Source organism: Prevotella sp. P5-126 (genome assembly GCF_002251185.1).
In the GTDB taxonomy this organism is placed as follows: domain Bacteria; phylum Bacteroidota; class Bacteroidia; order Bacteroidales; family Bacteroidaceae; genus Prevotella.
The window spans coordinates 19912-40920 of sequence record NZ_NPIZ01000001.1; the positions used below are offsets into that span (position 1 = coordinate 19912).

Consider the following 21009-nt stretch of genomic DNA (forward strand, 5'->3'; position numbering starts at 1 on the left):
AAAAACCATGAATTTCCCACTTTTCATAGCAAAACGCATCTATAGCGACAAAGGCGACCGCCGTAAAGTGAGCCGCCCAGCTATTCGTATTGCCATGATAGGCATCGCCATCGGTTTAGCGGTTATGATTGTCACGGTTTCGGTAGTGTTGGGATTCAAACACACCATTCGCGACAAAGTGGTGGGCTTCGGCAGCCATATCCGAGTGGAAAATTTCTTATCATCACAGTCTCCCATGCCCGCCCCAATCTGCATTGATGACTCGTTGGCAAATGCCATCAAGCACATACCGGGCGTCAAACATGTAGAACGTTATGCTTTGAGCCAAGGCATTCTCAAGACTGACGCAGATTTCATGGGTATTGCGCTCAAGGGCGTCGGAAGCGATTACGATGTCACATTTCTCAACAGCAACCTTACTGCTGGCACCCTGCCCAAATTCTCCAGCGAAAAGAGCAGTTACCAACTGGTCATATCGCAACAGATGGCCAACAAGCTCAATTTGAAGGTCAACGACCGCATCACCGCCTATTTCATCAGCTATGATAATGTACGCGCCAGAAAGTTTACCATTGCTGCCATCTATGCCTCTAATATGAGCCAGTTTGATGAAGTCATGTGCTTCACAGATCTCCCCACAGCCGTTCGTCTCAATAATTGGGAGAAAGACCAATGTAGTGGCGCAGAACTGCTTGTTGAGGATTTTAACAATCTCAACGCAACTGCCGACCGCGTCGTACAGCGCATCAACCGCCATACCGACCATTATGGTGAAATCCTCACCTCCCACACCATCTACGAATCGTATCCACAAATCTTTTCCTGGCTTTCATTGCTCGACATGAACGTATGGGTTATTCTGATACTCATGGTGTGCGTTGCATGCTTCACGATGATAAGCGGTCTGCTCATCATCATCCTCGAACGCACACAGATGATAGGCCTATTGAAAGCACTTGGAGCTCAGACAAAATCTATTCGCTATACCTTCCTGTGGTTTGCTGTCTTCATCGTGGGACAAGGCATGTTGTGGGGAAATATTCTGGGCATAGGCCTTGTCGTACTCCAACAAAAGACTGGTTTCGTCACACTTGACCCTGACAACTATTATGTCAGCGAAGCTCCCATGGAATTAAACATCCCGTTAATAGTAGCTCTTAATGCTGCCACGCTATTGGTTACTATGGTCGTACTTTTAATACCTACCGTACTCATATCACGCATCCATCCGGCACGTTCCATGCGCTACGAGTAAGCCTTTGCATCATTTCTATTTCCCGTTTCTACAACAGTTACTTGACGCTATAGATAGAAATCTCCGGTCAATCGACGATAGGTTTCATCGCCCAACACCATTTCTTCAGACTCCATCCGTCTTGGCTTCTTCGTATAAGACAACAATACACGACGAGGCGGTTTCCGATCGGTGGTACGAAACATACAGATTCTGTGGGGGAACAGTCCGACTAAAATAGCAGCTTCGTCCATTAGCGACTTTACCTCAACAGGAATCACAACAGATATTTCCCCTTCTTCCGCCATCAGCCTCTCAGCCGACGCCATCAGTTCGGAAAAGGTCAACGTTTCCGCGTGTCGTGCCACAGTACGCTTATTATCTGGACATTGTAGCGAGTTGATAAAAAACGGCGGATTACATACAATAGCGTCATAAAGCGGTAAGGTCTGAGCATCATGAACGCAGCGATGAATAGGTTGCCATTCCTGCACTTTTGCTCTTGCAACGATGATGCGGTCGCTAAAGGGCGACTGCTCCACATTACGATGTGCTATTTCAAAAGCATCATGGTCAATGTCAATGGCATCAATCTCGGCAGCAGGAAAACGCTGTGCCATCATCAAGGCAATGAGACCTGTGCCACATCCCACATCAAGGATACGATGACCTCCATTGGCCCAAGAACCAAGCAGAACACCATCGGTTCCAACCTTCATGGCGCAACCTTCTTGTACGACATCAAACTGACGAAAACTAAATCTGTCTTTCATAACGTTCTTGCTTTATAACGTTGCAAAATTACGAAAATCCATCGATAACACCATCATATTGACCTTAATTTAATACGCTCGCTGCTCGCTTATTCGTACCTCTGCAACGTAGTTGCGAAGGTACTTTCGCTCGAAAACGAAAAGAAATGCGAGCATTTCTTTTGCATTCTGCTCGCTTATTCGTACCTTTACACCTTAAAACAAGTACTAACGAAACACTAACAACACTATGACTATGAATTTGAAAATGGTGGCGACCACAATGGTGGCTTTGACCTTTGCCTGTAACACACAGGCACTATCACATGTGCTGCAGGTAAACACCAAGAAAACTGTGGCTCCCATACAATCCACCATGTACGGACTTTTCTTTGAAGACATCAACTATGCTGCCGACGGTGGACTCTATGGCGAACTCGTCAAAAACCGATCCTTCGAGTTTCCACAGCCACTCATGGGGTGGCAGACCTTCGGTCATGTCACTGTGGAAAACGACGGGCCTTTCGAACGTTGCCCACACTACGTCACACTCGCCTATCCCGGACACCGCGAGCGCCGGTCAGGACTCGTCAACGAGGGATATTTCGGCATCGGAGTGCTGAAAGGCGAAGACTACCGCTTCTCCGTATGGGCAAAAGCGCCCAACGGGGAGGCGCGTATCAAAGTGCAACTCATCGATGAAGGTACGTTTGAGGAACGACAGGATTTCGCCACGGCACATATCGACATCAACTCCAATGGATGGAAGCGCTATGAGGTGAAGATTCATTCACCCAAAACCGACAACAAAGCGCGACTGCGCATCTTCCTGGAAGGTCAGCAACCCGTGTCGCTCGAACATATCAGCCTCTTCCCCGTTAACACTTTCCGCAACAGAACCAACGGTATGCGACGCGACCTTGGACAGGCACTTGCCGATATTCATCCGGGGGTATTCCGGTTCCCTGGCGGATGTATCGTTGAGGGCGAAGAACTTGCCAACCGCTATCAATGGAAGAATACCATCGGTCCCGTGGAAAACCGTCCGCTGAACCGCAACAGATGGGAGTTTACCTTTGAACATCGTTACTATCCTGACTATTTCCAAAGTGGCGGTCTGGGATTCTTCGAGTATTTCCAACTCTCTGAAGATATTGGTGCCGAACCATTACCTGTACTCAATGTGGGCATGGCGTGCCAGTATCAAAACTGGAACGATGCCAATGCCCACCAGCCTGTTGACCAACTCGATCCCTATATCCAGGATGCACTCGATCTCATAGAGTTTGCCAATGGCGACACAACCACCACATGGGGTCGCCAACGCGCAGAAATGGGCCATCCTGAACCATTCAACCTAAAGTTCATCGGAATAGGCAACGAGCAATGGGACTCAATGTATTACGAGCGCTTAAAACCATTTGTAACTGCCATCCGTAAGCACTATCCCAACATCAAGATAGTCGGTTCAAGCGGTCCCTATCCAGAGGGTGGAGAGTTTGACCGAGGCTGGGCAGAAATGCGTCGCCAGAAAGCCGATTTGGTGGATGAGCATTACTACCGCGACGAACAATGGTTCCTTCACAACGGACTGCGCTATGAGACCTACGACCGTCGTGGTCCTAAGGTCTTTGCGGGTGAATACGCTTGCCATGGAAAAGGAAAGAAATGGAACCACTACGAAACGTCACTCTATGAGGCAGCCTTCATGACCGATCTCGAGCGAAATGCCGACATCGTTCACATGGCCACCTACGCTCCCCTCTTCGCCCATATTGAAGGATGGCAGTGGCGCCCTGACATGATTTGGTACGACAATACGCGCATGTTTAAGACCACGAGTTATTACGTCCAGCAGATGTATGCCACACACAAAGGCACGCATGCGTTGCGCCTTACGATGAACGGCAAACCGGTGGCAGGACAAGACGGACAGGATGGTCTCTTCGCCAGTGCTGTTGCCGACAAAGCCAAGCACACCATTATCGTGAAGGTCATCAACACCAGCAATCAGCCCCAACCGGTCAGCATCCGCTTGCAAGACAGAAAATCAGCCAATGACGTGCATACGCTGACACTCTGCCACACCGAGATGGACGAAGAGAACACCCTCGACAATCCCGACCTCATCTGTCCTGTTGCAGGCAAACTCGCTGCAAAAGCCGTCAAGGGTTCCGTCATCATCGACGACATCATCCCAGCCAAGAGTTTCCGACTCTACGAAACTGCAGAATAACACAGCATACCCCTCAATAGCAATCAGACGATATGAAAGCATTTACCTATATTGAAAAAGGCAAGTTTGCCATGACCGACAAGCCACGCCCTTCAATCCAATCCCCCACCGATGCCATCGTGCGCGTCACCTTAGGCAGTATCTGTACCAGCGACCTGCACATCAAGCATGGCAGCGTACCCCGTGCCGTACCAGGCATAACCGTGGGCCACGAGATGGTGGGCATTGTAGAAGAGACGGGAAGCGAGGTAAAGGGTGTCAGCGTCGGCGACCGCGTGACGGTCAATGTAGAAACCTTCTGCGGTGACTGCTTTTATTGTCGTCACGGTTATGTCAACAACTGCACCTCGCCCCACGGCGGATGGGCATTAGGCTGTCGCATTGACGGTGGACAGGCAGAATACGTGCGTGTTCCACTGGCGTCACAAGGCCTCAACCGCATCCCCGACAGTGTGACCGACGACCAAGCGCTGTTTGTTGGCGACATCCTCGCCACAGGCTTCTGGGCTGCACGCATCAGCGAGATAAGTCCCGACGACACCGTCCTCATCATCGGAGCAGGTCCCACGGGAATATGCACCCTACTCTGCGTCATGCTCAAGCATCCGAAGAATATCATCGTCTGTGAACAGTCGGAAGAACGACGCCGGTTCATCCGCAACAACTATCCCGATGTGTTGGTCACCACCCCCGAGGAGTGTTGCGACTTCACAGCCGCCCACAGCCTTCATGGAGGCGCCGACCGCGTGTTGGAAGTGGCAGGAGGGCCCGACACCTTCCAACTGGCCTGGCAGTGTGCCCGTCCCAATGCCATCGTCTCCATTGTGGCCCTCTACGATAAGCCGCAACTGCTGCCGTTACCCGACATGTATGGCAAGAACCTCACCTTCAAAACAGGCGGTGTGGATGGTTGCGACTGTGCCGAGGTGCTCCAACTGATCGCACAAGGCAAGATAGACACCACCCCGCTCATTACCCACCGTTTCCCGCTCAGTCGCATCGAAGAGGCTTATCGCATCTTCGAAAACAAGGAAGACAACGTCATCAAGATTGCCATTTATAACGATTAAAAGCAAGATTAAAAAACAACACAGATAACATGGACATGAAGAAAATCACAAATCCTTGGACCGGATTAAAAGGTTACAACTGCATCGGTTGCGCCCCCGACAACCCCTTCGGTCTTCACCTCTGCTTTTACGAAGACGGAGACGATATCGTCAGCAAATGGCATCCGTCTGCCAACTACCAAGGGTGGCTCAATACGTTGCACGGCGGCATCCAGGCATTACTTCTCGATGAGGTGTGCGGATGGGTCGTCACTCGCAAATTACAAACAGCAGGTGTTACCTCAAAGATGGAGACACACTATAAGCACCCCGTATCAACCGACGATTCAGAGGTGACCGTGCGAGCCCATATCCGCGAGCAGAAGCGAAATATCATCATCATCGATGCCACACTCGCCGACTCTTCTGGCAAAATATGCACAGAAGCCACATGTACCTATTTTGCATTTCCGAGAGAAAAAGCCGAAAGAGACATGCACTTCAAACCCTGCGAAGTGGAGGAATGAAAATCCACCGCTGAGCACGTTTAGAAAAACATATCCGGGAACAACAAAACGAAACAACTATGATAAAACAGATTCTTTGCGCATCGGCACTCTCTTTGACTGCCGCTGCCGTTCATGCACAACAGCTGCATTATCCTACGCCACCTACCGACAATACCATCGACGAGTATTTCGGAGTGAAGGTGTCTGACCCCTATCGCCCACTCGAAAACGACACCAGCGCAGCAACGGCAGCATGGGTCAAAGCAGAAAACGCAGTGACCAATGCCTATCTGGCCAAGATTCCACAGCGCGCCAAATATCTTAAACGGTTGCGCCAGGTTGTCAACTACGAGAAAGTCTATGCCCCATTCAAGAAGAATGGCAAATGGTACGTTTATCGCAACAACGGACTGCAAAACCAGTCGGTGCTCTATCAGATGGACCAGTTGGGTGGTGAACAGCGCGTCTTTCTCGATCCAAACAGTCTCAGCACCGACGGAACCGTTGCGGTAAAGGGCATTTCCTTCTCCAACGACGGACGCTATTTTGCCTACGTCATTTCGCGTAGCGGCAGCGACTGGGAAGAAATCTATGTCAAGGATGTGGCAACCGGAAAACTCCTTGACGACCATATCGTATGGGCAAAATTCACCAATGCCACATGGCGAGGCGACGGTTTCTATTACAGTGCCTACGATGCACCTGAGAAGGGCCTTGAGACCTCAGCGAAGAACGAGGTACAGAAAGTTTATTACCACCGCATCGGCACCCCTCAGAGCGATGATGTGCTGTTCTATCAAAACCCGGCACAACCCCTGCGCTTCTACGGTGTAGGACTCAACGACGAGGAGACGCTGATGTTTCTTACCGAGTCTGGCATGGACCAAGGCTACAACCTCTATGTGCGCGACCTCCGTGTGGCAGACTCGCAGTTTATCCAGATGACAGCAGACGCCAGTAAGACCTATTCGCCTGTAGAGATGATCGGCGATTCCATCTATATCCTCACCAACCAAGGTGCTCCACGCTACCGTTTGATGGTGGCTGACGTGCGTAAACCCGGCATGACCGACTGGCATGAAGTGGTAGGTGAGCAAGACGGTGTGCTTCAGGATGTGCTTTTTCTGCCCGCTGACCGCATGATTCTTACCTACTCTAAAGACAACTGTACCGAGGCATGGCTCTATTCTGTCAAGGGAGAGCGTCTCAGCCGCATTGAGTTGCCAACCTTTGGTAGCGCCTCATTCAGCGGCAGCCGCAAACAGGACGAGTGCTTCTTCAGTTTCACCTCCTATACCGTTCCTACCACCATCTATCGTTTCGATCCTGCCACAGGCAAGAGTCAGGTAGAAAGTCAGCCCAAGGTCAACGTCCGTCTTAACGACTATACCACAGAGATGGTGTTCTGTACCAGCAAGGACGGCACCAAGGTGCCTCTGTTCCTCACCTACCGTAAAGGTCTCAAGCGCAACGGCAAGAATCCCGTCATGCTCTATGGCTATGGAGGTTTCAACATTTGCTATCCCCCATCGTTCTCACCCATGCGCATTCCCTTCTTGGAGAATGGCGGCATCTATGCCTATGCAGCGCTCCGTGGTGGCGGTGAGTATGGTGAGTCATGGCATTTGGCAGGTACAAAACTGCAGAAGCAGAATGTGTTTGACGATTTCATCTCAGCAGCCGAGTGGCTCATCAGCGAGAAATATACCGATTCCAACCATCTTGCCATCTATGGCGGTAGCAATGGAGGCTTGCTGGTAGGAGCTTGTATGACTCAGCGTCCCGACCTCTACCGTGTCTGCATCCCAGCAGTGGGAGTGATGGATATGCTGCGCTATCATAAGTTCACCATCGGTTGGAACTGGGCTCCCGATTACGGTACAAGCGCCGACAGTCCTGAAATGTTTGAGTATCTCAAGGGCTATTCCCCTCTCCATACTTTGAAGCCAGGTGTGAGCTATCCTTCCACTCTTGTCACGACAGCCGACCATGACGACCGTGTTGTTCCTGCCCATTCGTTCAAGTTTGCAGCCCGTCTGCAGGAGTGTCAGAGTGGCAAGTCGCCTGTATTGATTCGTATCGACAGCAAGGCAGGACATGGCAGTGGAAAGCCTCTTGCCAAACAGATGGAAGAACAGGCAGACATCTTCGGTTTCTTGCTTCATGAAATGGGTGTGAAGATGAAGTAACGTCTGGTTACCGCATCTATCCTGCGGTGTTTATTTTTGAAACATTCAACTGTGAAGGTGGAGATTGGATTTCATCCTTCGTTTTCTCGCCATGGCAGACCTCGAACGAGCTCGGGTCTGCTCATCTGGCTTAACGAAAACGTTCTTTGAGTGCCATAATCAGGTAGATTTAATAACAATATATTATCACTTTCCTAACATTGTGTATGGATAAAAATCGTACATTTCCGACATCATAAGAGCAAAACCAATGTCAATTCCAAGCGTTACAGTTTGACAGTTGACAGTTTCCGAAAACGATTTTTTTTGCGTTACAGTTACAGTATAACAGTTTTGAAAAGCAAAATCGTACATACACAGCAATGCTTTCACGGATTTAACAGTTGGCAAGTGGAACTGGAACCAGTTCCACTGTTTCCGCTCCCCTAAAAACATGTTGTTTAACACCTTTTCCATATATGAACCATTATGAACTTGTATAATACCACTTCTTTTCCTACCTTTGCAAAGTAAATGAAACTAGCTGTTCCAGATACACCTATGAAAAAGTAATCATATAAAACGAAGAAATCATGAAACAGAAGAAGTATTTAGCAATCGTAGGGAACATGCTCCTCGCATTAACCGCATGTTCCGGTGGAGGTTCAGAATTAGGCCCTACACCTAGTCCACCCCCTTCAGCAAAAGTACCTATCAACATCAGCACTTCGATAACCCGTGCTACTGATTTGGCTTTTGAAACGGGAGACCAGATAGGATTGTTTGTTGTCAACCATCAAGCCGATGGCTCTGCCGCAACACTTCAAACGACAGGTAACTATATAGACAACACGAAATTTACTTATGATGGAACCTGGAAGGCTGCAACTCCAACCTACTGGAAAGACAACAGCACCCACGCTGATTTCTACATTTATTATCCATATACAGCCACTATCAGCAACATAGAGGCGATGCCTTGGACCGTAAATGCTGACCAGAGCACAACGGAAAAATACAAGGCTAGCGAACTTCTGATAGGCAAGACTACAGATGCGGCTCCTACAGAAAGCGCCGTGAAGATAGAAGCCAAGCACATGTTGAGCCAGATAATCATCAACCTCGTGGCAGGAAACGGATTTACAGAGGCTTCGCTTGCTGCAGCCAAGATTAGCGTAAAGATCAACCGTCTGAAGACACAGGCTACAGCCAATCTTTCTACAGGTGCCGTAACAGCCCAGGGTGATGATACAAACCTCATTCCGCTCAAGGAAGAAGGCAACAGCTACATGGCGCTCATCATTCCGCAAGCCGTAGGCGATGGAAATCTCATTACCGTAAATGTTGACGGCAGAGATTTCAATCTCCCTAAGTCATCCCAGTTTTCCGCTTTCGAGGCTGGCAAGAAGTATAAGTTTACCGTTACGCTCAGCAAGACCAGCAACGGCGTGAATGTAAATATCAGCAAGTGGGAAGACGACGGTATTGACTATGGCGGAACAGCTGAATAACAGAACAGACGATTTTCTATCTAGAAATAATACGAGATGATCTTTCTGACTGAGAAAGGCCATCTCCCCAAAAAGAATTATTTATGAAAAAAGTAAAACATTCCTTATTATATCTGCTTGCGGCAGGAGCCATGCTCCTGACGGGCTGTAGCGAAGACTTCTTCGGCGACAAGACCGAGCAGCACGACAGCAACCGCATCCGGCTTTCTGGCGATATCGACCAGCTTGCCGTAACCCGCGTCAACGACAACGGTTTCTGCAACGGCGACGTGATGGGTGTTTACATCGTAGATTACGAAGGAAACAAGCCTGGAACCCTGAAGGTAAACGGCAACCGTGGCGATAATGTGCGCCACACTTTCGATGAGCCTAACTATAAGTGGAACTCCGCTTATGACCTTTTCTGGAAAGACAAGCATACGCATATTGATGTGTATGGTTACTATCCGTTTGCCAACCCAGAGAGCATAGAGGATTATCAGTTTGAAGTTCAGAAAGACCAGAGCAAGGCTACCGAGAATGGCGAAATGGGTGGCTACGAAGCGAGCGATTTTCTCTGGGGCAAGGTGTCAGATGTGGCTCCTACCACCAGCGTAATCCGTTTGCCTATGGCGCATCGCATGTCTAATGCCCGCGTTACCCTGATTCAAGGTTCCGGTTTTGCCGAGGGCGAATGGGCGAATCTGGAGAAGATTGTTCTGACAGCCAACGTAGCCCGCAAGGCAAGTATCAACCTTTCTACTGGCGATATCAAGACTGCCGGTGCTGTAGAGAACACCATGACTATCCCATCTCGTACAAACGACGAGTGGCGCACCATCGTGGTTCCTCAAACCGTGGCTGCCGGCACAACCCTCTTCAGCATCACCATCGGCGGCGTACCTTATAAGTTCACTAAAAACGAGGCATTTACCTATGTATCTGGCAAGATGATGAACTTCGGCATCAAGGTAGATAAGCAGGCAGGAAGCGGCGCTTATAAGCTTACTTTGATAAGCGAAAGCATTACTCCTTGGGAGAATGATTTGGTAAGTCATGATGCAACGGCGAAGGAGTACGTGGTTATCAACTCAACGAAAGGGCATCTGAAAGAGGCGATTGCTGCGGCTAATAAGGACTATACAAAACTCAAGAATCTTAAGATTACCGGCGAGATAGGACCAACAGACTTTGAATTTATGCGTGACGAAATGAGCAATCTTCAATCTCTGAATATGAAAGAAGCTATCGTTTATGGAAGATTTGGTTATCAACCTTGGATTTCTGGTGACAACTCTCACGATGGGGTAGAGAGAAAGTACGTAATTCATGAGCGTGCATTTGATGAAAAGAACTCATTAATCCGTGTCGTTCTTCCAGACAGTCTTACAGGAATTGGTGAAAGAGCCTTCAGAAATTGTGTAAATCTAACTGGTTCTATCATCATACCAGAGGGAGTAACTCGCATTGGTCCTAGTGCATTTATGTGGTGTAATTCCTTAACAGGCTCGCTCTCTCTACCTACAACCTTGGAATATATTGGAGGTGGAGGTGCAGTTGATATTGGAGGTGCGTTTGACGGCTGTCATTTTAATTGTGAGTTAAAGTTGCCAAACAATCTGAAATATATCGGTCACCATGCTTTTAGGGATAACCCTGGGTATTATGGGGCGTTGAAATTGCCAGAAAAACTAGAATATATAGGCGATCTTGCATTTTTTAACGATCAAAATCTGACAGGTAACCTTACGATTCCGCAAGGAGTAAAAGCAATCAATCAAAGTGCCTTTAATGGAACAGGATTCAATGGTACGTTACAACTCCATGATGGTTTGACAAGCATCAACCAAGGTGCTTTTAATAATGTTCCATTAAAAGGAGAGTTGAACTTACCTAAAAACCTAACTTCTGTAGGAGAAAGTGCCTTCAATGGATGCGATTTCTCAGGAGTTTTAAAGCTGCCTAGCGGATTGGTTTCCATCGGCAGAAACGCCTTTGCAGGAAACTGGAGATTGATGGGTACTTTGGAATTTCCTGAAGGCTTGGAGTCAATCGGTGCAGGAGCTTTCGCCAACTGCCGCAGTATAGAACAACTTATTTTCCCAGAAAGTCTGTCTAGTATTGGTTATGAACCAACATGGGGAGATAATGGAGGTGCTTTTGCCAACGATTTTGGCATTTACAGCATCGTTTGTAGAGGAGAGGTTCCTGCACATGTTTTGAGCGGAGCTTTCAATGGCGTAGCCAAGGATAACTTCACTCTCGAAGTACCTGAATCTGCCATTTCCCAGTATCAGGCAGCACCAGGCTGGTGCGACTTCAAGCGAATCGCAGCTCACCACGAGCTCGTTTGCCGACCATCTGTAGCCTGCGCTTTAAGCACGGAGCATAAGCAGAAACTGGTGATTAACGCCGAGGGCGAATGGGAAGTAGCCAGCAAGCCAGACTGGTGTGAGGTTTCTCCTGCCAGCGGCAACAAGAAAACAGAAGTTACTTTGACCATCAAGGGAATGGCTAAGAATGCTGACAGCCGTGATGGAAAGGTGGTATTCCGCCTGAAAGACAAAGACTATACCCACGAATGTAGCGTTTCGCAGTATGGTTATGAATATGGAGAGGACGAATGGATTACCCTGCAGAAGGCTACCAAGGGCAATAATGGTGGAATCAACATCGTGCTGCTCGGCGACGGCTTTAACGCAAAGGATATTGCCAGCGGCAAATATCTGACGGATATCAAGCAGGAAGTGGAGTATTTCTTCGGTATTGAGCCTTACAAGACTTACCGTGATTACTTCAACGTCTATACCGCCATTCCGCTTTCTACGGAATCGGGCGTAGGAACCGTGAACACCATCCGCTACAACCGATTCAATACCACCTTTACCGGTGGCGTAGGATTGAAAGCAGATTATGATGAAGTATTCGATTATGCTCTGGGCGCTCCAACCGTCAACAAGGGCAATCTTAATCAGACGCTGATCATCATGGTCCCTAATTCTACCGATTACGGCGGCATCTGCCAGATGTGGGAAGATGGTTCGGCTATTGCCTTCTGTCCGCAGAGTACCTACGACTATCCACTCGATACCCGTGGCGTAATCCAGCATGAGGCAGGTGGACACGGATTCGGAAAGTTGGGCGATGAATACATTTATCACAACACCTTCATCGACTTCTGCGACTGCACCTGCTGCGAACACGTTTTTGAATTCAAAGCAGCCAAGTCACTCGGTTGGTTTGATAACCTGGAACTTACCGGCAAGATGCATAGCGTAGGTTGGAGTCATCTGATTTTCGACGACCGATATAGCGACATCGTAGACATCTACGAGGGAGGCTACATGCACAACAGAGGCGTATTCCGTTCGGAGCCGAACTCCTGCATGAACAACGATATTCCTTACTACAGCACCATCAGTCGTGAGAGTATCGTGAAGCGCATCAAGGCGTATGCAGGAGAAGCCTACAGTTTCGAAGATTTCGTGAAGAACGACAAGCGGGATGCGGGAATCGTAGAGAGCCGTGCATTCGGCGGCAATGGCGACCAACGCACATCCGGAACCTACCAGCATGCTCCAGTCTTCCATAAAGGCAGTCCGCTGAAAATGGCAAAGGTTAGAAAGCATCGCTAAGAGCGAGAGCAAGGTAAATCAGAATATGGACCATTAAAACAAAAAAAAATGAAGAAACATATAATAAAACACGCCAGTTTTGCGTTGGCTTTATTAGGAATGGTTTCATGTAGCGAGGAGGTGGAAACAACCTCCCGCTTCAAGGATGCCCAATCTACGCCGATGACTTTTGCCGTAAACTATCCCGGCCAGAGCCGTGCCACGGCAACCAGTTTCGAGTCAAACGACAAGATAGGTCTCTACGTGGCAGAAAGCAAGGCTCCACTCGAAATAGGCGGCAATCTCGTGAACAACGAAGCGCTCACCTACGATGGCAGCAAATGGGAAGCCGCCCGCACCCTCTATTGGGACGAAGGCACCTACAACGCCTACGCTTACTACCCATACATACAGGGCGTAAGCAGCACGACAGACCAGCCTTTCAGCGTAGCCCTCGACCAGAGTACCCCGAAGACGGCAACTGCACCCGGCGGTTACGAGGCAAGCGACCTGCTCTTTGCCACCAGCAAGGACATCCAGGCATCCAACTCCCCTATCAGCCTCAACTTCAAGCACATCATGAGCAAGCTCAAGATACGCCTGATCAAGGGCGAAGATTTTGAGGGAGACATGCCTACCCATGCCCAGGTAACCATCCACAGCACGGTACCTACAGCCACCATCGACCTTCAGGCAGGCGTAGCAACCCGTTATGTGAAAGGAACCCAGCAGAGCATCATCGCCCATCAAGAGAGCGACTACATCTACTCGGCCATCATCGTGCCTCAACGCATCGAAAACCGAAGACCACTCATCGAAGTAGTAATGAAAGGTGTAAGTTATCTCTTCGAGAGCAGATTCTGGTTTAAACCCGGAACCGAACATCTTGTCAACTTCATTATTTCTGACAACCCAGACCAGGTGAAGATAGAGATAGGCGGCGAGATTCAGAACTGGGGGAAATAAATAAGAAAGCCTTTCTCCCGAAGGGCTATGAATGATAAGAATACAGAGAATTATAAATGAAGAAGACGGTATTGATATTATCCCTTCTAGCACTCCTTCTCGGAGGATGGGTGGCAGCCTTGTGGCTGCTGCCCTCTGCCGTTTATAAAGGCAACTGTCAGGAAATCCGATACGGAGTGAACGAAGGACTGGAACTTGTAGAACAGGACAACGGCGCGAAAGGCAAGCGATACGTGGTAGAAGATGCAGACGGTAACGAGCTGTTTACCATCCCTTTGCGTGGCTGTCTGCTAGACACCCGTTTCCGCAACGGGCAGCTCCGGTTCCGCGAGCAAAACTCTAAGAGAGAGGGATTTATCGACCGCCAGGGCATGGTAGTATTCACAGAAGACAGTAAATATGCGGTTCCGGAAGCCAACAGGCAGCAGGCGCAGATGCTGATGCTGATGAACGGAGAGACGGAAGAAGGCACGAAGAGTGCGACTGATTACCAACCGGAAGAACAGGCAAGCAGGCAAGCGAAGGCATCAAAAGCAGGAAAGACCAGCCATCTTTCGCAGGTAGATCTCAAGACGATGGCGCAGTCGAATCCTTTCTACAAAGAAGCCTTGAAAATCATGCAGGGCAAACTCACAGAGACCGATGCCAGACGCCGCCACACCATCCTCAACTACTGCGAACATTTCCGCACAGCCTATACCACCAAGGATCTTGATTTTCTGAAACAGGTGTTTAGCGACAAGGCACTCATCATCGTAGGAAACGTGGTAAAACCTGTAGCCAACGACAACAAGTGTCAGGCTGAAGCAAAAGTAACCTACGCCATTCACTCGAAGAAAGACTATATTTCAAGACTGGCGAAGGTATTTACAGTCAACCAAAAGATAGACCTGAAATTCTCGGGATTCCGCATCATGCGCCATCCTACGATGGACGGCATTTACAGCGTCACCCTAAGACAACAATACAAGAGCGACCGCTACGCAGACGACGGCTATCTCTTTCTGATCTGGGATTTCCGCAACCCGTCCATGCCGCTCATCCACGTGCGTACCTGGCAACCGGCAGGAACCGTACATAGCGGAGACGATGTAATCAGTATACAAGACTTTAATTTAGAATAATATGATGGCAGTTAGGAGTGAGAAGTTAAGAGTTGGTGGTTTTAGACTCACGATACTCTTATTCATATTAAGCCTGTGGTCGGCATCCGTCCAGGCACAAGAGTTTTCGGTAGCAGGTTTCCGTCTGTTGCCCAACGACGTGAGTGCCTTTATCACCCCCGTGCGCGACCTCAACGATGACCCTTGTGCCCTGGTGAAGGTAGAAGCACCCTCCGACTTTGCCTTCTCCACCCCGCTCGGAATCGTATCGCGAAAAGATAAAGTGGGCGAAATCTGGCTCTATCTTCCTAAAGGCTCCAAACTGCTTACCATCAAGCATCCGGAATGGGGCGTGCTCCGCGATTACCGGTTCAGCGAACCGCTGGAAAACAGAATGACCTACGAGCTGAAACTGAAACTGCCCAAGCCTACTCCTATCATCCAGGAGAAGCACGACACCATCGTAGAGGTAAAGACGGTAATAGATACGATTGCCATCCCACAAGTACGTAAGAAGATGCCACTCGCCCTCTACACGCTCGCCACGCTATCCCTTCATGAAGACGGACCGTCCTATGGTCTCTTCTTCGCCCTGATGCGCCGCCACGGCTTCTTTATCCATGCCAGCAGCAACCTCAAGAGCATAGGCAGCACAGAGGGAACCTGCAACAAAGAAGGTTTAACGCCGGGCAGCAGCATCAAACCTTATTATACAGGCAGTACACGCCACCAGAACTACACCTTTACCGCTGGAGCCATCCACTACATCACGCATGGCTTCTGTCTCTTCGAAGGCGTAGGCTACGGCAAAGCCGCTACAGCCTGGCAACAGACCGAGAGCAGCGGAGGCGGATACCTGCTCAACGAAGACCTTAACCACAAAGGCTTCGCAGCCCAGCTGGGTGTGCTCGCCTCGTTCAACAGAGTGAGCATCGCAGCCTCAGCCATCACCATCGCCGGAAAACAATGGCAGGGCAGCATCGGCATAGGTATTAAAATAGGAAAACAAAAGAAGTAAGAAATGAACATAAAAAGCATATTACGCAACATCAGATTTCTTGCCCTCCTGATAGGAAACATGATGATGGCAGGGTGCAGCAATAGCGATAAGCCTGCCTATCTGGAGCCGCATCTGATAACCACAGAGGCGACCCATATCACCCGAACAGAGGCTACCCTCAACGGATCAGCTACCATAGAGGGAGAAACAGAAATGCCGAAACTTCTGTTCAGATACGGCACTTCGGAGAGCATGGACCTCAATACCAGCGAGGTTCATGCCCAGGGAGCTGACGTCTCGCTGGTTCTGACGGGGCTCAAAGCGGGCACTACCTATTATTATATGCTGCAGGGCAACAACGGCCGAATAACCACAACCAGCAACATGATGAGTTTCACCACTCTACCCAATATGAGTCCGAAACTTACATCGGCCACGCTCTTGAGCCACGGACCGATGAGCGCTTTCGTAAGTTACGAAATAACCGATGATGGCGGCGAACCGATGACCGAAACCGGATGCTACGTTTATCAGACCGGCGAGCCGGAGAACAAGCAGAAATACATCTTAGAAAACTTTGACGGAAAGGAGGGCAAGATCAAGTTGCATATCGGAAATCTGGAGCGGAATGCCCACTACGAGTTTCAGCCTTTCGCCCGGAATACGGTAGGAGAAACCATAGGAACCGCCATCAAATATAATACGAGCGACGCCATTACGCTAAACGAAACTGGCGAACTGACCCAGCTTATGGGCAACCATCTTTACGATTATACCCAGCTGACCATAGCCGGAACCCTGAACGGCGAAGACCTCAGTTGTCTGAGATTGATGATGGGGCGCGACAATAATAATGCATCCACCCCAGGCAAGCTCTCAGATATAGTCCTTACCGACGTTCACCTCGCAGCAGGCGGAATGGTAGGTCCTTATCATCACGAAGCTGCAGAAAACCAGATTGTGCAAGGCACATTTGCCGGTTGCGAGAAGCTCACCCACGTAGTTCTCCCAGCCGATGCAACCACCATCGGGAAAGATGCGTTTGCCGATTGCACTTCGCTCCGCGAGATAGAGATTCCTGCCTCAGCAGACAGCATTCTCCCTTCCAGCGGATGCACGGCGCTCGAAGCCCTTACGGTTTCGCCTGCCAACGCTTACTACAAGAGTCAGGACGGCGTGCTGCTGAATGCAGAAGGCAACAAAATCGTCTGGTTTCCGATGGGCAAGAAGGGCAAATACACCCTTCCTTCCACCTTTACCTCCATTGGCGCCTACGCCTTCAAGGAATGCAGCATCGAGGTGTTTTATCTGTCAGACAACGTCAAAACATTAGGTCAAGGCGCCTTCATGGACAGCCAGATAAAGGAAATACATCTCGGGGCAGGCATCAAGCTGATTCCTACGGGCGTTTTCCAAGGCTGCAGGAAGCTCACGAAAGTATATCTGGGAGCAAAAACCGAACATATCAGCAACTACGCTTTCGATGAAAGTCCGCTTACCGACCTCTATGTTTCTGCTTCCATGATACCTTACTGCGAAGAAAACGCCTTCTCCAACAAGGTAACCAACTTCTTCACCACCTGCGTGGTCCACATTCCTGCAGGCATGAAAAAGGGGTATCAGAACCATAAGATATGGGGCAAATTCACCCATATCGTTGAAGAATAAAATTGTCGAACATTCATACTGTTAAAGAATAAATTATGACAACACCAGAAATAGAAGAGCTCAAATCGCTCGTAGAACAGAAATATGGCAAGATTCTTGCCACGACAACCGACTTCGAAGAGTTTTCACTCTATCTGGAGAAGAAAACATGTGGAACTATTTCTCCATCCACCCTCAAACGACTCTATGGATACGTGAGCGACAATCATAAGCCGCGCATGGTAACCCTCGATGTGCTTTCCCAATACATCGGGCATAAGAACTACATGGAATTTACCCATTGGCTCAAGACCAGCACCAAGTACAACAGTTCTTTCTTCAAGGCAAGCCAGCTGGTAAGTAGCGATTTACAAGAAGGTACTCTTGTTTCTATCGGTTGGAGTCCCAACCGTCTGCTGCAGCTCCGCTATCTGGGCGACAGCACCTATGAAATAGAGAAATCAGAGAACAGCAAACTGCAGCCTGGCGACCGCTTCGTAACAGGCTGTTTCATCAAGGAGCAGCCCCTCTTCCTGCCCTACATCGAGCGTGGCGGCGAGCGTACAGCCTCGTTCGTAGCCGGCAGAAACGGCGGACTTACCGTCATCAGCATCAACGAGAAATAAAATAACAGTAACTGAACTTTCGCATGTGGGGAAGTTAAGGGAAGTTAGGGAAGTTAGAGGGAAGTTAGAGAGAAGTTAAGGGACAAATGTCCTACGTCTTACGGCAAAAGGCTATTGTCTCTTAACTTCCCGAACGACCGTTCAATCAATTCCATCAGTTGCGAAACTTAATTTTTTTTATCTTCGTGAGTGCGATGTGCTGCCTTTCCAGATGGTTTGAGGATAGCGTCCTTTACTGTCAACGGTGAGTCTTACATGGCCGGTGTCGCCGGTGGAACGCAGAATAACTAACGCTGAGCCGTGGTAGAGGTGGCGACGGTTGCCGACATGAACCTCATCGGACTGCAAATCGCCGTTGTCTGTGGCAACAATCTCTGCCGGACCTTCTACCTTAAACACCAATGGGTCGTTGACATCCCACACCCGACGTCCTTGGCGGTCAATGGCTGTGATGCGCAGATGTTGCAGGTCTTTCCCGTCAGCTTTCCACTGGCTGTTGTCGGCTTCTATCTGTAAGGCAGTCGCCGCTCCTGTGGTTTCTATCCTGTGGCGAGCCACTATCTTTCCGTTGTTGCGGGCAACAGCCTCCAGGCGCCCTCGCTGATAGACGATACCTCGCCAGAAGATGCGGTTGCGCTGTGTGGGCAATAGGGTGTTGCGCTTCCTGCCTAATGACTTTCCGTTGAGCAGCAGTTCTACTTCCTCGGCATTGGTATAGGTGTAGAGCGAGAGGGTGTCGCCTGCTGTCCTGTTCCAATGATCTGATAATTGGTCAACAGCCACATTGATGCCGTTCCATTCTTCGATATGCTGCGCATGATCCAGGATGGCGATGTGAACAGTGGGTTCGGTGGTAAACATGCTCTTGACGAGATATGCCAATGGCTTGGGTTGCAAGGAGATGTCGAACACCCCTTGGTTCCATCCCTTGACGGGCCACCCCATGCTTTCGCCAAGATAGTCGATAGCACCCCAATATGCCAGTCCGACCACCCAATCGTGGTTCATGCCGAAAAAGTTGGTGCCTATCATCGAGGTGTTGGCCTCACTTTGATAGAAGATATGGTCGGGATAACGCTTGCGGTCTCCAGGGAAGTACTGGTATCTGTAGTTGTAGGAGGCGATGTCTGTTGCGATAGCCAACGGTGCCGGCAACGAATCGGTTTCGAGACTCCTATAGCGTGGATGCATGGCTACGGTGGTGGGACGTGTGGTGTCGTAACGGTGCAGCAGGGTTCGCATGAGGCGGTAGGCGGTAACACCCCAATCGTTGAAGGGGAGGTCGGACCGCTGTTGCAGTTCGTTGCCTAAGCTCCACATGACGACGGAGGGGTGGTTGCGGTCGCGCTGCACCCATTCTGTGATGTCGTTCTGCCATAGGTTCTGCCAGGACGTGCGTCCTCCGGCAAACTGTTGCAGCCATTTGTCGTACAGTTCGTTGACCACGATGATTCCGTATTTGTCGCAGAGGTTCAGAAACTCTTCGCTATATGGATTATGGGCAGTACGGACGTGGTTGTAGCCAAACGACTTCATCAGTTGCAGCCGCTTTTCAATGGCGCGAGGGTAGGCTGCCGCTCCCAATGCGCCGAGTGTATGGTGATTGGCAAAGCCCTTGAGCAGCACTTTCTTTCCGTTGATGCGCAGGCCGTATTGTGGAGAAAACGCGATGGTTCTCACGCCGAAGGACTGCGATACCTGGTCGAGGGGCTGGTGCTGACGGTTGTAGATCGTGACGATGGCGGTGTAAAGGTACGGACTTTCACACGACCAGAGCTGTGGATGCTGAAGGGTTATCGTGTCCAACGGATATTCACGCTGTCGCCAGCGTGGCGAGTAGTGGAGGGGTTGTTCGTGTTGGGCAACGGTCTGTCCGTTCTGGTCAACGATCGTTACTCCGACGGTCAGGGGTTCTGCCTTTCTTTTGTTGAACAGCTCCGCTTGAATGCACACCTGTCGGTTGTCAACGGTTGTGATGAATAAAGGGTGGCGTGCAAAATGCGTGTCTTTATTGCTGATGATCAAGCGCACGTCACGATAGAGGCCGCCACCGGTGTACCATCGTGAATTGTCGGGAGACTGGGTGTCTGCCCTGACGAGTATTTCGTTTTCCTGACCGAAGATCAGCTTGTCGGTGATGTCGGTTTCAAAACCGAGATAGCCGTAGTCTGTGCCTCCTATCCGTTGTCCGTTGAGATAGACATCGCCCACGAGCATGATGCCTTCAACATCGAGCACGATGCGCCTGTTTTTCCAACTGTTGTCTGGGGTGACGGTACGCCTGTACCAACCAACAGCCATCTCCTTGAATCCTCTGCTGCTGAGTCGGCTCTTGGTATTGTTGGCAGCATCATTTTTGTTGACCTTCTCGTCTTGTTGCGGAGCTACCCATGGTTGCGAGATCTGGAAATCGTGGGGCAGATGAACCACTTCCATGCTCTTGTTTTTCAACTCATCGGTGTGGGCCACATCGCCTCTGTAAAACTGCCAGTTGCGCGACAGGGAAATGGTGTCGCGTACGGCGGCTTGAAGCGGTTGGAACAGTAGTCCGCATGCCATGATCAGCATTAAAGACTTTGTTTTAATAGATTTAGAAAATGACATAATGCTTAGGC

14 protein-coding genes are annotated in these 21009 nt (G+C 49.6%); 12 read left to right on the plus strand and 2 right to left on the minus strand.

The features are described 5' to 3' along the window. The first annotated feature begins 7 nt into the window (after nucleotides 1-7). Complete coding sequence (locus CIK90_RS00110; protein WP_094464012.1) at nucleotides 8-1255, plus strand: ABC transporter permease; 1248 nt, start codon at nucleotides 8-10, stop codon at nucleotides 1253-1255. A gap of 47 nt (nucleotides 1256-1302) precedes the next feature. Here the strand turns inward: CIK90_RS00110 and CIK90_RS00115 are convergent, their stop codons facing one another. Continuing rightward, nucleotides 1303-2007, minus strand: a complete 705-nt coding sequence (locus CIK90_RS00115; protein WP_094464013.1) for a tRNA1(Val) (adenine(37)-N6)-methyltransferase — start codon at nucleotides 2005-2007, stop codon at nucleotides 1303-1305. Nucleotides 2008-2236: 229 nt separating this feature from the next. Between CIK90_RS00115 and CIK90_RS00120 the strand changes: the two genes are divergently transcribed. The 11 genes from CIK90_RS00120 (at nucleotide 2237) to CIK90_RS00175 (ending at nucleotide 18394) form a co-directional block, all read left to right on the plus strand. Further along, complete coding sequence (locus CIK90_RS00120; RefSeq protein ID WP_371595863.1) at nucleotides 2237-4222, plus strand: alpha-L-arabinofuranosidase C-terminal domain-containing protein; 1986 nt, start codon at nucleotides 2237-2239, stop codon at nucleotides 4220-4222. 32 nt (nucleotides 4223-4254) lie between these two features. After that, nucleotides 4255-5292, plus strand: a complete 1038-nt coding sequence (locus CIK90_RS00125; RefSeq protein WP_094447334.1) for an alcohol dehydrogenase — start codon at nucleotides 4255-4257, stop codon at nucleotides 5290-5292. A 35-nt stretch (nucleotides 5293-5327) separates the two neighbouring features. Next, a complete protein-coding gene (locus CIK90_RS00130; RefSeq protein WP_094436061.1) occupies nucleotides 5328-5798 on the plus strand; it encodes a PaaI family thioesterase in 471 nt (156 codons plus the stop codon). Between the two features lie 59 nt (nucleotides 5799-5857). Further along, on the plus strand, nucleotides 5858-7969 hold the full coding sequence (locus CIK90_RS00135) for a prolyl oligopeptidase family protein (protein WP_094464014.1): 2112 nt from the start codon (nucleotides 5858-5860) through the stop codon (nucleotides 7967-7969). A 572-nt stretch (nucleotides 7970-8541) separates the two neighbouring features. Next, nucleotides 8542-9459, plus strand: coding sequence for a fimbrillin family protein (locus tag CIK90_RS00145; protein ID WP_094464016.1), 918 nt, complete (start codon nucleotides 8542-8544; stop codon nucleotides 9457-9459). A gap of 83 nt (nucleotides 9460-9542) precedes the next feature. Next, a complete protein-coding gene (locus CIK90_RS00150; protein WP_094464017.1) occupies nucleotides 9543-13073 on the plus strand; it encodes a fimbrillin family protein in 3531 nt (1176 codons plus the stop codon). A 48-nt stretch (nucleotides 13074-13121) separates the two neighbouring features. Then, on the plus strand, nucleotides 13122-14018 hold the full coding sequence (locus CIK90_RS00155) for a fimbrillin family protein (protein ID WP_094464018.1): 897 nt from the start codon (nucleotides 13122-13124) through the stop codon (nucleotides 14016-14018). Nucleotides 14019-14074: 56 nt separating this feature from the next. Continuing rightward, the gene (locus CIK90_RS00160; RefSeq protein WP_094464019.1) at nucleotides 14075-15142 is read left to right on the plus strand and encodes a hypothetical protein; all 1068 of its coding nucleotides are present in this window, start codon (nucleotides 14075-14077) and stop codon (nucleotides 15140-15142) included. A gap of 1 nt (nucleotide 15143) precedes the next feature. Beyond that, entirely contained in the window at nucleotides 15144-16139 is a 996-nt protein-coding gene (locus CIK90_RS00165) for a hypothetical protein (RefSeq protein ID WP_094464020.1), read from the plus strand. A gap of 3 nt (nucleotides 16140-16142) precedes the next feature. Then, on the plus strand, nucleotides 16143-17789 hold the full coding sequence (locus CIK90_RS00170; RefSeq protein WP_094464021.1) for a leucine-rich repeat domain-containing protein: 1647 nt from the start codon (nucleotides 16143-16145) through the stop codon (nucleotides 17787-17789). Nucleotides 17790-17824: 35 nt separating this feature from the next. Further along, nucleotides 17825-18394, plus strand: coding sequence for a hypothetical protein (locus CIK90_RS00175; protein WP_094389434.1), 570 nt, complete (start codon nucleotides 17825-17827; stop codon nucleotides 18392-18394). A 177-nt stretch (nucleotides 18395-18571) separates the two neighbouring features. Here the strand turns inward: CIK90_RS00175 and CIK90_RS00180 are convergent, their stop codons facing one another. Then, entirely contained in the window at nucleotides 18572-20962 is a 2391-nt protein-coding gene (locus tag CIK90_RS00180; RefSeq protein WP_254046233.1) for a glycoside hydrolase family 2 TIM barrel-domain containing protein, read from the minus strand. Nucleotides 20963-21009 lie beyond the last annotated feature (47 nt).

What these genes read in the sequence shown, in the direction of transcription:
- CIK90_RS00120 (WP_371595863.1), top strand. Translation starts at nt 2,237, where the DNA reads ATGACTATGAATTTGAAAATGGTGGCGACCACAATGGTGGCTTTGACC.
- CIK90_RS00170 (WP_094464021.1), top strand. Translation starts at nt 16,143, where the DNA reads ATGAACATAAAAAGCATATTACGCAACATCAGATTTCTTGCCCTCCTG.
- CIK90_RS00180 (WP_254046233.1), bottom strand. Translation starts at nt 20,962, where the DNA reads ATGCTGATCATGGCATGCGGACTACTGTTCCAACCGCTTCAAGCCGCC.
- CIK90_RS00155 (WP_094464018.1), top strand. Translation starts at nt 13,122, where the DNA reads ATGAAGAAACATATAATAAAACACGCCAGTTTTGCGTTGGCTTTATTA.
- CIK90_RS00165 (WP_094464020.1), top strand. Translation starts at nt 15,144, where the DNA reads ATGATGGCAGTTAGGAGTGAGAAGTTAAGAGTTGGTGGTTTTAGACTC.
- CIK90_RS00150 (WP_094464017.1), top strand. Translation starts at nt 9,543, where the DNA reads ATGAAAAAAGTAAAACATTCCTTATTATATCTGCTTGCGGCAGGAGCC.
- CIK90_RS00145 (WP_094464016.1), top strand. Translation starts at nt 8,542, where the DNA reads ATGAAACAGAAGAAGTATTTAGCAATCGTAGGGAACATGCTCCTCGCA.
- CIK90_RS00130 (WP_094436061.1), top strand. Translation starts at nt 5,328, where the DNA reads ATGAAGAAAATCACAAATCCTTGGACCGGATTAAAAGGTTACAACTGC.
- CIK90_RS00175 (WP_094389434.1), top strand. Translation starts at nt 17,825, where the DNA reads ATGACAACACCAGAAATAGAAGAGCTCAAATCGCTCGTAGAACAGAAA.
- CIK90_RS00125 (WP_094447334.1), top strand. Translation starts at nt 4,255, where the DNA reads ATGAAAGCATTTACCTATATTGAAAAAGGCAAGTTTGCCATGACCGAC.
- CIK90_RS00135 (WP_094464014.1), top strand. Translation starts at nt 5,858, where the DNA reads ATGATAAAACAGATTCTTTGCGCATCGGCACTCTCTTTGACTGCCGCT.
- CIK90_RS00115 (WP_094464013.1), bottom strand. Translation starts at nt 2,007, where the DNA reads ATGAAAGACAGATTTAGTTTTCGTCAGTTTGATGTCGTACAAGAAGGT.
- CIK90_RS00110 (WP_094464012.1), top strand. Translation starts at nt 8, where the DNA reads ATGAATTTCCCACTTTTCATAGCAAAACGCATCTATAGCGACAAAGGC.
- CIK90_RS00160 (WP_094464019.1), top strand. Translation starts at nt 14,075, where the DNA reads ATGAAGAAGACGGTATTGATATTATCCCTTCTAGCACTCCTTCTCGGA.